The following is a 13,073-nucleotide window of genomic DNA, read 5'->3' as shown; positions in this document are numbered from 1 at the left end:
AAAACGTGTATCCATAAAAGTTTAAATCGCATCATGATGATAAAAACATTATGAATACATTCTATTTTATCGAAGAAAAAATGATGGCACATTAAAAATAAAAATAAATTCGTCGATTTCTATAAACTCAGCCCGAGACTATAAATTCCACTTATAATAGAAGCAACTTCTTAAGAAAGCCCTGCGATATATAGCAAGGCTTAAATAACTCAGAACTTTAAAGCTTAAACTGGGGAACCACTTCGAACAGATAGTCCTTCTATAAGTTTCTCGCCAATTTTTTCTAATGGGACAATGGCGTCAACAGCCTTAAGCTCCACTGCTGCTCTAGGCATACCATAAACCACACAACTTTGTTCGTCTTGAGCAATAGTATAAGCGCCTGTTTGATGAATTTTTTGCAAGCCTATAGCTCCATCTTTACCCATACCAGTCAGCAATGCGGCTACCGCATACTTTCCTACCTGTGTCGCAACCGACTCGAACAAAACATCCACGGATGGCCGATGACCACAAACTTTTTCACCATCAAATACGTCCGTAAACAAGTCGTTTCCTTTTCTAACGACTCTCATATGAAGGCCTCCAGGTGCCAAATATGCATATCCAGGACGAATTCTTTCACCACCTTTCGCTTCAATGACTGAAAAATCTGTTGTTCGGTTTAATCTTTCGGCATAGGTTGTCGTAAAGCCCGCAGGCATATGTTGAGTCATAACAATAGCAAAGTTTTGTGCAGGCAATTGCTGCAAAACACTATTTATTGCCTCTGTACCACCAGTCGAAGCACCTATAGCTAGAACCCTATTGGTCTTGATTGAAGAAGCCGCAACTGGCTGGCTCATTGAACGAACATTACCGACTCGAGACTGAGCTGCCATTTTTACTTTATTGATGACGGTATTAGAGTAACGATGGAACATTGAAAGATCGTCTACAACAGGTTTTGCAATGTAATCAACAGCCCCTAACTCTAGGGCCCGCAACGTTACTTCTGCTTTTGAACGCGTCAATGTCGAAATCATAATCACCGGAGTAGGACGCGCTTTCATTAAGACTTCCAGAAAACGAATACCATCAACTTCGGGCATTTCGACATCTAGCGTAATCACGTCTGGTCGAACAGAATTTACGAGTTTCTTAGCCTCAAAGGCATCTTTTGCCGCTCCAACAACCTTGATATCTGGGTCTGAGTTAAGGACTTCTGTTAACAATCTTCGAATTATTTCGGAATCATCGACCACTAATACTCGAATAGGTTGATGTCTCATTAATATGATACCTTGTTTAGAAAAGATCTATGTCACCAGAATCAACTTGACTACTCTCCACCACAGCTTTTTTGTAGCGAATCTCGTTATCTATCAATTCATTATCGTAATGCTTGGTTAGCTTTTTCATCATTGCTTTTCCCGATACAGGAAAAAAATTCACTCGGCGCGGATAGATATCAAGCAAATCAGATGCATCAATAGGAATACATTCATTATTCAGAAACAGCTGAATAAATTCTGCATTGTTTTTTCCTACATTATTATGAGTCATGCCTTTGATTACAGCACCGCCACCAAATATTTTAGCGCGGAAGCGATCACGGCGGCCGCCTAATTTCACCAAGTGGTTGATCAACAACTCCATCGCATATACGCCATAACGTCCCGACGCAGACAACAAGTCATTCGGATCCCCTTCGGGAAGTAAAAAATGATTCATCCCTCCAACTTTGGAAACAGGATCATATAAACATACTGCAACACATGACCCTAATAAGGTTGTAATCATAATGTCATCAGCCGTTGCATAATATTCACCTGGCAGTACTTTCATGGCATCCGTTTCAAACTGCCGATCAAAGTATTTTTTTGTGGCAAGATGCTCCTGCGCAGCGTCTCGTAATGCCATAAATACCTCCTACTAAACCTTCCTGTAAGCTGTTCGTCCTACTGGCGTAATTAAGTGCCCTAAGTGATTAAAATTCTCGGAGTGGCCTGCGATGTAAAGCCCTCCTGGACGGAGCTTTTGCAGAAGCTTTTCTAAGATTTGTACTTGCGTCTCTTTATCAAAATAAATCATTACATTCCGACAAAAAATCACATCTAACCCTTCCTGAATAGGATACTGAGTATCAAGAAGGTTAACCTGTCGGAACTCTATAAGGTGACGCAATTGAGGAACAACTCTAGCTTGGCCTTTATTAGGGCCCTTACCACGTAGAAAAAAGTTTTTCTTATTTTCAATAGGATCAACTTTATCTAATGGGTAAATCCCCAAACTCGCTTTGTTCAAAACATTGCTATCAATATCAGAAGCAATGACTCTGCTTGAAATATCAAACTGCCCAAACGCTTTGACAAGAGTCATTGCGATGGAGTAAGGCTCCTCGCCTGTACTCGAAGCAGCACACCACACTCGCTCACATCGCTCGCCACTTTGAATAAACTCATTCAACAAATCAAAATGATGTGGTTCTCTGAAAAAGGACGTTAAATTCGTTGTTAGAGCATTTATAAAATGTTCTTGTTCGTCTGGGTGTGTTTCCAAATAAGTAAGATACTGTTTGATAGCTTTCAGACCAAGCTTGCGAACACGAGGAGCAAGCCGACTGTATACCAGAGATACTTTACTGTCCGCTAAATTTATCCCTGCTAAGGCTCGGAGCTCTGAACGTACTTTATTGAAATCAGCATCGGTATAAGCAAACTCTCTATCCATGGCACACTAACCTATTTGCAAATCAAAAATAATCTTACTGTTAGCGACCACTGGTTAACATTAAAGTGGATCGATGCTGACTATCAATATTAAAGCGTTGTACGTTTTGCTGTAACAGCGACGCTTGAGAGCGCATACTGTCTGCCGATGCAGCAGCCTCTTCAACTAAGGCGGCATTTTGTTGTGTCATTTCATCCATTCGCACAACTGCTTGGTTAATTTCATCTAGCCCCGTTGCCTGCTCTGTTGATGCAGAAGCAACTTGAGACATCAACTCGTTAACTCGTTTAATGGCCCCTTCAATCTGCTCCATGATTTGACCAGACTGATTAACCAAACGATTACCTTCTTCAACTTTGGATACAGAGTCTGAAATCAACTCCTTAATATCTTTCGCCGCATTAGCTGAACGCTGCGCAAGAGTTCGAACTTCTGATGCAACGACAGCAAAACCACGTCCTTGCTCTCCAGCTCTTGCAGCCTCAACCGCAGCATTCAGGGCAAGAATATTCGTTTGGAACGCAATACCATCAATAATGCTAATAATATCGGCAATTTCTCGAGAGGCTTCGTTAATAGAAGACATGGTCGCAACAACTTGTTTTACTTGATCGCCACCTTGTAGGGCAACTTTTGCAGCGTCATTAGCTAGTGTACTTGCATCACGGGCATTTTCAGAAGTCTGGCGCACATTACCAGTCATTAAGTCCATGCTGGAAGCGGTTTCCTCTAGGCTTGACGCTTGACTTTCCGTACGAGAAGAGAGGTCAGCATTACCTTGAGCGATTTCAGAGGCAGCATGATTGATAGTTTCGGCCGCCTCTTGAATATCACGCACCATATTGGTCAAGTTTTCACAGGTTTCATTACAGTAACGTTTAAGGTTATCAAACTGGCCTTGATATTCTTCTGTAATACGTTGGCTTAAATCACCTTCAGACATTGCCATTAGAACCCGAGAAACATCCGCTAGTCCGTGATCAGCTGTAGACATCAACTGATTTAAAGACTTCGACATAAACAGCATGAAATCTTTCTTGTTGTCTTCTTTCGCTCGCACAGTAAAGTTGCCGGCAGCCGCTTGACTTACAATCTCACCAATCTCTTTTTCTGAAAGTACTTCTGCTGTTCTATCTAGCCATTCGACTACCGTGCCAATACGAGTACCGTCATCAGCGAACATAGGATTAGCCGTCAACCTGAAAAACATACCAGCAACTTGAATCTGTGCCTGGTGACGTGCTTCCAACGCCGCTAATAAGTCAGCTTGGTGCTGTGGGTTCTTATGGAAGATATCCATTTTGGAGCCAACAATAGTATCTACTTTAAACTGAGGAAGAACTTTCTGAAGTTCTGACTCAACAGATCGCAGCATTTTCTCAACTGAACGGTTCATGTAGACAATGGTGCGATTTTCATCTGCGATCATGACATTCGTTGAAGTGACATTTAGAGCCTGAGCAATACGTAATGCTTCTACAGAGGTATTCTGCGTTAACTCAACCTCGTCATTCATTTCTTTTTGTTTGACACTCAACTCTTTAGCGATACCTTTTAAAGAAACAACGACACTCTCGAAAACGCCATCCGAGTTGATTTTTGTGACATCACTAAAACGATTAGAGGATATAGCCAAAGCAATTGTGGAAAGCTGGCTTGCAGCCGTTTTAATGCTAGAAGCAATCCAAAGGATAAGCAGAATGGCCACAACGCCCGCCGCCATCGCCCATACTACTGCTGTATTCTCTGAACTTTTTGGCACTTCATTTGTGGCAGAGAGAGAGGCTTGAAGCAAGCTTTCAATGATATCTGCCTGCTGTTGATACCCTTCGGCAAGAGACAGTGCACCAGTCTCCACTCGCGAAGTAACAAGCTGAGAGGTCAATGCAAGCTCTTCAAGTCGATTCTTATCTACTGTACTCGTTGAGGAATCCGATTGAATGATCAGTGACAACGAAGGTAAGCCGACTGCAAAGAGCGTTACCAAAACCAATAAAAAAAACTTTACTGACAATTTAGTGTTCACGCTTTTATTCCTTTTAACTAGTTACAATTGCAAATGGCTTTTTAACTCTTTGCCACTATTCATCTCTTAATAGGTTAGAACTCTTCCCAACCGTCATCATCTTCCACTTTGGGCTTTGGAAGCGGCTTTGATTTCACTGGTGCCGAAGACTTAGTAGGAGCAGAGCTCTTAGTCGGAGCAGCTGGACGAGATGTCGTCATATTAACGTTTCGTTTTGGTGCCGACAAAGCAGGGCGACTGTTTAATTGACCTGAACTGTGCTCATCAACAATAAACTGACTCATGTTGGTTGCTAATTGATCAGCTTGATTTAAAAGACTCTCCGATGCCGCGGCAGCTTCCTCTACTAAGGCAGCATTTTGTTGAGTCATTTCATCCATTTGTGTAACAGCTTTGCCTATTTCATCGAGGCCCGATGACTGTTCAGAAGACGCAGACGAAATATCATTCATGATACTGTTCACTTTTTTGATGGCGTCTACGATATCCTTCATCGTTTCACCAGACTTGTTAACCAGATCATTACCAGTTGAAATTTTCGCACCAGATTCTGAAATAAGATCTTTAATTTCTTTCGCAGCGTTAGCCGAACGTTGAGCTAAAGTACGAACTTCCGATGCAACCACCGCAAACCCTCTACCCTGCTCACCCGCGCGTGCAGCCTCTACTGCAGCATTCAATGCAAGGATATTGGTTTGGAAAGCAATACCATCAATCATACCTATGATATCGGAGATTTTTTGTGACGATTCATTGATAGAAGCCATCGTTACAACTACTTGCTCAATCAGTTCGCCGCCATCACTTGCTACCGTTACCGCATTTGATGCTAAGCTGGTCGCTTGTTTTGCATTGTTAGAGTTTTGCCTAACTGTACTCGTCAACTGCTCCATGCTCGATGCAGTTTCTTCTAAGTTAGCCGCCTGCTGTTCTGTACGTCGAGATAGGTCCGTATTACCATTTGAAATCTCTCGCGCACCAACATATACGGCATCAGATGCACTCTTAATTTGAGTAATCACATCCGTCATAGTAACAAGCAGAGCATTGACACCCTGACATAGCCCTAATAGCGAACCACTTTTGCCATCCAAAGAAACACGCTTCGTTAAGTCATTCGCTGTTGCGGCCTCAATAGCGTCGTTTACCTGATCAACAGCCAACTGTAATTGTTGTTCGGCCTCAACCTGTGCGGTGATATCAGTGGCGTATTTTACAACTTTGTAGATATTTCCTAAGGCGTCACGTATTGGACTGTAATTGGCTTGAATCCAAATCGTTTTTCCGTCTTTGCGAACTCGTGGAAAGCGCCCTACAAAGTGCTCACCAGCATTCAGCTTACGCCAAAAGTCTCGATACTCTTCAGACTGTCGAAACTCGGAGTCAACAAACATACTGTGATGTTTACCACGCACTTCCTCAATCGAATAACCTAATGCATTTAGGAAATTTTCATTTGCGTCGTAAATAACACCTTCTAGGTTAAAAGAAATGACTGCTTGTGCTTTGGAAATCGCTTCTAGCTGGCTTGAAAAGTCGGCCGCTTGGTTTTTCTTTGCCGTTATATCCGTAGCAAACTTAACGACCTTAAAAGGCTTACCGTTTTCATCGAAGATAGGGTTATAGCTTGCTTCAATCCAAATACGCTTATTCTGTTTAGTGATACGCGGAAATTCACCTGCTTGGAACTCCCCTCGATTTAGGTTAGTCCAAAAATCATGATACTGTGTGCTGTTACGTGTTTTATCATCAACAAATAAGGAGTGATGCTTACCGACTACTTCATCAAGAGTATAGCCCAACGCATTCAGGAAATTCTCATTGGCAAAAAGAATGTTACCTTTTAAATCAAACTCAATGATAGCCTGAGATTTCGACAACGCTTCAAGCTGACCGCGTAAGTTAACGAGCTCTTGTTGAGAGACAACTACCTGCCCCTCTTCTAATGGTTTTGCAAATAAGCCTTTAAACATAACTTTTCGCCTTCCTACCTAATTTTGTATGACACCTTCATTTCATTGACATGAAGGAGGTAAACACCAAGCGGCAATCTAATTGCTGACTAGGCAGATTCAAAAATCCCTAACTCATCACTGGAAATAAGCTCTTCAATATCTACGATGATAACCATATGGTCATCTAATGCAGCTAAGCCATGTAGATATTTACTATCAAATGCAACACCAAACTCAGGCGCAGGTTTAATTTCTTCATCTTCTAAATTCATGACATCCGAGACACCATCGACAACAATGCCAACTATGCGCTCTTGGATGTTCAACATAATAACAATGGTCCATTCATTGTATGTAGGCTCACCGATCCCAAACTTAATCCTTAAATCAATGATGGGAACAATATCGCCTCGAAGATTGATAACACCTTTAATAAAGTCAGGAGCATTTGCTATTTTAGTCGTGGCCTCGTAGCCTCGAATCTCTTTGACGGTCATAATGTCTAAAGCGTATGTTTCATCGCCAAGAACAAATGTTAAAAACTCACGTGTTGGCATAGTTGAAGCGTTACCCTGCTGCTCTGACGGCATACGATGCCCCTCCCAAATCTGAACTAATAAACTGAGTCAATGAATCGACATCCAGAATAAGCGCGACGCCACCATCCCCCATGATGGTTGCACCAGCCACACCATCAACCCTACGATAATGGCGCTCTAAACTCTTAATAACCACTTGTTGTTGCCCAACTAATGTATCAACCACCAATCCGAAACGGCTTTTTGCGGTCTCTACTAAAACAATAATTGATTCAGATAGATCCATAGTATCGATACTTTGCGCACGACCACCTAACACCTTACCTATATCGACAAGAGGCCAATATTCTTCTCGTGCCCACAAAATTTTACTGCCTTTAATGACACGAATTTGATCTGACATAGGCTGAATACTTTCAACAATGTTCACTAATGGCACCACGAAGATTTGTTTCTCAGCTTCGACACACATGCCATCTAAAATAGCTAAAGTAAGTGGTAGACTAATGATGAACTCTGTTCCAATACCTTGTGCAGATTGAATATCTACCCGTCCACCTAAAGACTCAATGTTGCGTCGCACAACATCCATACCAACACCACGGCCGGATACATCCGTAATCTCTGCTGCCGTCGAGAACCCCGGTGCAAAAATAAGCTGCCAAACAGCTTCATCCGTTAATGGTTCCGGTAAATCGATACCTTTTTCTTCTGCTTTAGCAATAATACGTTCGCGATTTAAACCCGCACCATCATCTAAAATGGAGATAACAATTTCGCCACCTTTTTGAACCGCCGATAAACGTACTGTACCTTTTTCCGATTTACCTGCTGCTTTACGAACATCAGGTGTTTCAATCCCGTGATCGGCACTGTTTCGAATTAGGTGAGTAAGCGGGTCTGAGATTTTTTCGACCAAGTTTTTGTCGATCTCGGTACTCGCCCCTTCTATTACTAACTCAATCTGCTTATTCATTTTGGTGGATAAATCACGCACCAGACGTGGAAAGCGATTAAATACAAATGATATTGGCAGCATCCGAACAGACATAACGGCTTCTTGGATTTCACGTGTATTACGCTCTAATTCAGCCAAAGCCCCCATCATTTTCTCAGCCACACTTTCTTGGACTTCATTACCAATTAAGTTAAGCATTGATTGAGTAATAACCAGCTCACCCACTAGGTTGACTAATTTATCAATTTTGACAGTTTCAACTCGAATACTGGTTGCTTCTGAACTCTTCGATTCAGAGGTTTTTGTAGCCGCTGTATTTTTTGGTTTGGCTTTAGGTGATTTAGCAGAGGCATTCGACACAGCCACATTTTCATCTTTCGGGTAAATACCATACCCTTTTCTATTATCGATCTTATCTTGCTCTTGACGTGCCTTCATAGACTCATCAAAGAAGCCATATCCTTCATTATCAGAAAGCCCAGAACTTTCTTTAGAAATATTCTGGTGTGAATCTTCTTCAGATTGAGAATCATCGGAAGCTTCTTCACTGGAGACGGTCTTAGGACTATTTTCTTCAGTCTCATGATCAAACAGACCAAATCCTTCTATCTCACCCTCATCTGATATTTCCTGCTTCATTGGCGCTGCAGGAGCGTCATCAAAGAAACCAAATCCTTCTATTTCGTCTTCATCGGATGATTCCTGTTTCGCTGGGGCTGCAGGAGCATCATCAAAGAAGCCAAAGCCTTGCTCGTCTTCTTCTGGATCGTTAACAATCGGAGTATCAATAGGATCATCAAAAAAACCAAAACCTTGGTCATCTTCCGACTTTTCCGCAACAGGCTCATCATCAAAAAAGCCGAAGCCTTCATCTTCTACTTCCGTTAAAGTGTCACCCTGCTCCTGAAGTTGAGACTCTGAAGGATTCTCGATGACGCCACTCGAGGCTTCTTCAAGCTCAGACTCCAAACGAGCTTTACTGGTCTCGACGGTATCCCAATCAATCTCTTCATCATTTCGATAGCTATGCAAGATATCTTTTAGGACATCAACCGTTTCAAGTAGAACCGTGATGAGCTCATTTGTTAAGGCCAGCTCTTCATTTCGAGCTTGGTCCAACATGTTTTCCATCACATGAGTTAGACCAGTCATAGCATTGAAGCCAAAAATAGCGCTGCCACCCTTAATTGAGTGTGCCGCTCGGAAAACACTATTTAAGTCTTCGATGTCAGGATAATCCACGTCATAGTCCAACAACATGGTTTCCATGGTCTCAAGATGTTCCTGAGCTTCTTCAAAGAACGCTTCGTTAAACTGACTTAGATTATCCATCCTACACTCCGAAAGTCTGTGAGAAGTTTTTCAGGTTAGCGGAGAACCTTCGATACGACTTCAAGTAGCTTTTTCGGGTCGAACGGCTTAACCATCCAGCCTGTTGCACCAGCCGCTTTACCCTTCTGCTTCATCATATCGCTCGCTTCCGTAGTCAGAACGATCAATGGTGTACGAGCGTATGAAGGCATTGCACGAAGAGACTTAATTAAAGTAATACCATCCATATTTGGCATATTCTGATCTGTAAGGACAAAGTCATAACGCTCTGTTTTACAGAAATTCAAAGCCTCTTGACCATCTTTGGCAGCTTTAACTGAGTACCCTGCCCCTTTTAAAGTCATCTCTACCATTTGTCGAACAGATGGCGAGTCATCAACAATAAGCAGTTTCTTGCTCATAAAATCCTCTAATATTCTAAAGTCACATGGGTAGTGTTTGTTTGTTTACTATAATCAAAAGATTGGCAAAGCGATGATATTAATTGTAGACCACGTCCATAAGCTAATTCATCAGCACCAACATCATCGATCTTTTTAGCCTTTAATTCATAACCGTCACCACTATCAGATAACCATACAGTTAATGTTCGAAGCGACTCATTCCAATCAACGGATACTGTCACTCGATCATCTGACGTAATGCTTTCTTGCTTTTCTTCGCGCATGGAAAGATAAGCAATAAAATCTTCTTCTTTTAGATTTGATGGGATATTAAAAATACCGTGATCCACAGCATTAATCATCAACTCTGTTACAACCGTAAATACTCGCTGACAAAACTCTTTACTGAAACCATACGACGACAACAGTTCAGATAAACTAAATACAAACTTCTCATTATTAAGAGCTGCCCCCGTCAAGTCAAAATCAAACTTAAATGATCCTGGAAGTGACAGATCTTCGCTTTCAACAGGTTTTAGCTCATTTTTCAAACGTTCTAAATCGAGTACTGCTAAAGTCATATCATCATGATCATTTAAGTCATTAGCAAATTGCTCATACCCGTACATTTGCTCTAGCAGAGTTTTCGGATCATCAACACGTTCAGCAATCATGTCGTAAGCTTCATTAAATGAAATCGTACGCCCATCAACGACTTTATTCTCGATTAACCCATCACTAAACATTGCCATTTTAGAAACCTTATCAAGCTCAAAAGTTTCCATTTTTGTACTGATTAGGTCGTCTGGAAGAATACCAATTGCTAAGTTCTTAGAGGTTACTTTACTCAACTCACCGTTTTGGTCGAACATAAGCAAAGCAGGCATACCCCCATTCCAGATTCGAATAGAGTTATCCGACAATGAAAGTTCAAGCAGGATAGCAGCAACAAAGCGATTCTGCGGTATACATTGATTATGCTTGACGCTTAGCTCTTTCAGTATTGCACCAAGAGACAGTCCTTTTGCTACCATGGCAGCAAAGGTTGATACCATGGGATAAATAGTGAGAGCAGCAGCCATACCATGACCCGTTGCATCGGCCAGCATGACTATCAAATTACCATTGGGCGCCTTAGCAGATAAAATCATATCACCACAAAAACGTCCTGATGACTTGATCGCTACCTCTAATCCATCAACATTAGAGGTATGTACTTTTAAAATATGATTGTAAACGTAATGCGCCAGCTCTTCTTCCTGCTCTTTCTCATGAGCAATACGCTGATACATTTCATTGGCTTCAAAAAGCGCCCTCTCCGTCGCATAATTGCGAATAAAGCTTCGTACACGGCTGGCCAATAAAATGGGATGAACAGGCTTATTAATGAAGTCACGAACCCCTAAATCAAAGAATTCAGAGACTTTGTTCTGCTCATAATCTGCGGTCATCACTAGAATTGGAACTAACGGATGACTGACCCTTAACTTTCTCACTAAGCCAGTTGAATCACCATCAGGCAAATGCACATCAAGCAAAAATAACGAAATGCTATGATTTTCAGTAGCTGTTTCAGCTTCAGCCAGTGTACCCACGACAACCGATTCTATACCTTGGGCTGACAAAGACTTTGAAACAATCAAGCGCGTACTTGAGTCATCCTCAAGAATTAGCACTTTATCTTCAATTGGCATCAAGTGACCTATTCGTACTCAAACAGAGTATTAAAGTTAGCCATATCTAAAATATCTTTGGCTGTCCCAGTAACATTTCGTATGTATCCTTTACCACCTGCGGAGCTAATTTTACGACGTAAAAGCACCATCATACCTAGCGCAGATGAGTCGACATAAGTAACGCGCGAGAAGTCGAGTACAATCTGATTTGACTTTAACAACGCTTCTTCATAGTTTTCGGTAAACCACTTATGCGTACTAAAATCAAAGCGTTCGGGAATGCTAATAACTGTTGAAGGCTGTGACATAATTCAGTCCTAATCTCTAAAATAAATCAATATCCCCACTGTCTACATCTTGCTGCGAGACAGGGTTGTGACGTTCTTGGCTACGAACCTTAATTTGCTCAAGCTTGTCTTTTAGAACATGTTCTAAATCTTCAAAAGAGGTATGCTTTAATGTTTCTAAGTGGTTAGCAATAAAGCTCAAAGTTTCAATAGTGTATTCAACGTTCTGACGGTTAATATCGTCAAACTGAAGGCCTCTAGTAGCGCCAAAGATAGCGTCCTCAATTGAACTAGCCAAACCATTTAAGCGTGCTGTCACGACCGCATCACTTTCCGCTTTCTCCACAATATGACTTAATACCTGTTGCATACTTCGCTTAGACTCCATGATGTAGGTAACATCATGTGCAGCAAGACTTTCCATGGACTTAGTCAATTCTGTTACTTGCCCTTGAATTTTCTGGAGTTGAGTCTGTATAGCAACACTAAAGCCAGCCGAACGATTGGATAAGCTTCTTACTTCATCTGCCACTACAGCAAATCCGCGGCCTGCTTCGCCAGCCCGAGCCGCTTCAATGGCTGCATTTAGAGCCAGTAAGTTAGTTTGCTCTGCAATATCATCGATGTCTTTCAGAGCTTTAGTAACAACCGGCATTTCTTCGTGTATCTCACTTACTTTACTAAGAAGGTCCATAGATTCAGCGGACATTTCGACGGTCGTATTAATAAAGCGATCAAGCGTTTTGGCGGTTTGATCAGCAAAGTCTTGCATTACCTCACTGTAAGAACGTGAACCGTCTTGGTTGTCATTGATTAATGAGTGTATGCACTCAGTTTGCTCACTAATTAGACGATGCGTATCCTCGAAAGAACTGCTTAGTAGTTCGATTGCACTACGTTGCGTAGTCAACACATTATCTAAGTCTTCGTTACAAACATTAAGAATTGGAACCAGTTCGTCATGAAATAGTTTTTGCGCTTCTTTTTTCTCTGCCGAGAGAATATTTTCTTGAATTGAGTCATCCAAGTGAGCTGAAGCGACGTATGAGGTATTGGGTCTTCCAAGAAAAGCAAGCAGTACGCCCGATAAGGCTAATACAAGCAGTGCAGGCCAAAAAAAACCTGACAGCGCAAGAATTGCAGCAACAGCGACAGCAAAGGCTTGAGTTAAGAGTAATTTCAGCATAGTAAATCCTTAGCGTTCA

The 13,073-nt window shown here is 41.7% G+C and carries 10 protein-coding genes and 1 pseudogene; all 11 read right to left on the bottom strand.

What is annotated here, in order from left to right:
- Positions 1–224: 224 nt before the first annotated feature.
- The 11 genes and pseudogenes from JHD44_RS04930 to JHD44_RS04880 all read right to left on the bottom strand — a co-directional run bounded on the left by JHD44_RS04930 (position 225) and on the right by JHD44_RS04880 (position 13,054).
- Complete coding sequence (locus JHD44_RS04930) at positions 225–1,271, bottom strand: protein-glutamate methylesterase/protein-glutamine glutaminase (RefSeq protein WP_199461647.1); 1,047 nt, start codon at positions 1,269–1,271, stop codon at positions 225–227.
- Positions 1,272–1,287: 16 nt separating this feature from the next.
- Complete coding sequence (gene cheD / locus JHD44_RS04925) at positions 1,288–1,902, bottom strand: chemoreceptor glutamine deamidase CheD (protein WP_199461645.1); 615 nt, start codon at positions 1,900–1,902, stop codon at positions 1,288–1,290.
- Between the two features lie 12 nt (positions 1,903–1,914).
- Positions 1,915–2,712, bottom strand: a complete 798-nt coding sequence (locus JHD44_RS04920; RefSeq protein WP_199461643.1) for a CheR family methyltransferase — start codon at positions 2,710–2,712, stop codon at positions 1,915–1,917.
- Between the two features lie 40 nt (positions 2,713–2,752).
- A pseudogene (locus JHD44_RS19060) lies at positions 2,753–4,168 on the bottom strand (methyl-accepting chemotaxis protein); the annotation flags it as partial.
- A gap of 644 nt (positions 4,169–4,812) precedes the next feature.
- Positions 4,813–6,711, bottom strand: a complete 1,899-nt coding sequence (locus JHD44_RS04910; protein WP_199461639.1) for a methyl-accepting chemotaxis protein — start codon at positions 6,709–6,711, stop codon at positions 4,813–4,815.
- An 89-nt stretch (positions 6,712–6,800) separates the two neighbouring features.
- A complete protein-coding gene (locus JHD44_RS04905; RefSeq protein WP_199461637.1) occupies positions 6,801–7,283 on the bottom strand; it encodes a chemotaxis protein CheW in 483 nt (160 codons plus the stop codon).
- Positions 7,261–9,522 (bottom strand): chemotaxis protein CheA, encoded by a 2,262-nt coding sequence (locus tag JHD44_RS04900; RefSeq protein ID WP_199461635.1) that lies wholly within the window; start codon positions 9,520–9,522, stop codon positions 7,261–7,263. Before JHD44_RS04900 ends, JHD44_RS04905 begins: the two co-directional genes overlap by 23 nt.
- Before the next feature lie 35 nt (positions 9,523–9,557).
- Positions 9,558–9,923, bottom strand: coding sequence for a response regulator (locus JHD44_RS04895; protein ID WP_199461633.1), 366 nt, complete (start codon positions 9,921–9,923; stop codon positions 9,558–9,560).
- Positions 9,924–9,931: 8 nt separating this feature from the next.
- Positions 9,932–11,599, bottom strand: coding sequence for an ATP-binding SpoIIE family protein phosphatase (locus JHD44_RS04890; RefSeq protein ID WP_199461631.1), 1,668 nt, complete (start codon positions 11,597–11,599; stop codon positions 9,932–9,934).
- Positions 11,600–11,607: 8 nt separating this feature from the next.
- Positions 11,608–11,889, bottom strand: coding sequence for an STAS domain-containing protein (locus JHD44_RS04885; RefSeq protein ID WP_199461629.1), 282 nt, complete (start codon positions 11,887–11,889; stop codon positions 11,608–11,610).
- A gap of 16 nt (positions 11,890–11,905) precedes the next feature.
- Entirely contained in the window at positions 11,906–13,054 is a 1,149-nt protein-coding gene (locus tag JHD44_RS04880) for a methyl-accepting chemotaxis protein (protein WP_199461627.1), read from the bottom strand.
- Positions 13,055–13,073: the final 19 nt, after the last annotated feature.

The organism is Marinomonas ostreistagni, assembly GCF_016461785.1.
Taxonomy (GTDB): Bacteria; Pseudomonadota; Gammaproteobacteria; order Pseudomonadales; family Marinomonadaceae; genus Marinomonas; species Marinomonas ostreistagni_A.
The sequence above is the reverse complement of the archived record's forward strand: the minus strand, read 5'-3'. Positions and strand labels throughout refer to the sequence as shown.